The following is a 704-nucleotide window of genomic DNA, read 5'->3' as shown; positions in this document are numbered from 1 at the left end:
GATACAGATGGCGATGGTATTCCAGATGTTGATGATTTAGATGATGATAATGATGGAATTTTAGATAGCGTAGAAGAGAATGGCGATCCAAATAGAGATACAGATGGTGATGGTATTCCAGATAGACTAGATTTAGACAGTGATGGCGACGGTATCTTAGATTTAGAAGAGAGTGGACAAAATGTAGCTGTAGTAGATGCTGATGGTAATGGCGTTTTAGATAGTACAGTAGATGCGGATAATGATGGGATCATAGATACTGCAGATGCAGATGATACAGATATCTCAGCAGGCGGAACCACCACGGCAACAGATACTGATGAAGATGGTAATCCAGACTTCCAAGATGTCGATAGTGATAATGATGGTATATCAGATTTAGTAGAAGGCGGAACGGATGCAAGTTTAGATGCGGATAATGATGGAATCTTAGACGATCAAACAGATACAGATGGCGATGGAATTGCAGATGTTGTAGATCCAGATAATGGAGGAACATCAGCAAGTACACCAGATACAGATAATGATGGTACACCAGATTATCAAGATTTAGATAGTGATAATGATGGAATCAATGATGTAGAAGAAGCAGGAGGAACCGATGCAGATGGTGATGGACAAGTAGATACGTCAGGAGCTTTAGTAGATGGAAGTAGTTTACCAGATACTGATGGCAATGGAACTCCAGATGTATTAGAGCCAAA

The 704-nt window shown here is 40.2% G+C and carries 1 pseudogene; it reads left to right on the top strand.

The annotated features are described in order from the left end of the window. Positions 1 to 704, top strand: a pseudogene (locus tag CXF68_RS00005) (MSCRAMM family adhesin SdrC); the annotation flags it as partial.

It is taken from the genome of Tenacibaculum sp. Bg11-29 (genome assembly GCF_002836595.1).
In the GTDB taxonomy this organism is placed as follows: Bacteria; Bacteroidota; Bacteroidia; order Flavobacteriales; family Flavobacteriaceae; genus Polaribacter.
Note: the sequence above shows the minus strand (reverse complement) of the source record. Positions and strands in the feature narration are given on the sequence as shown.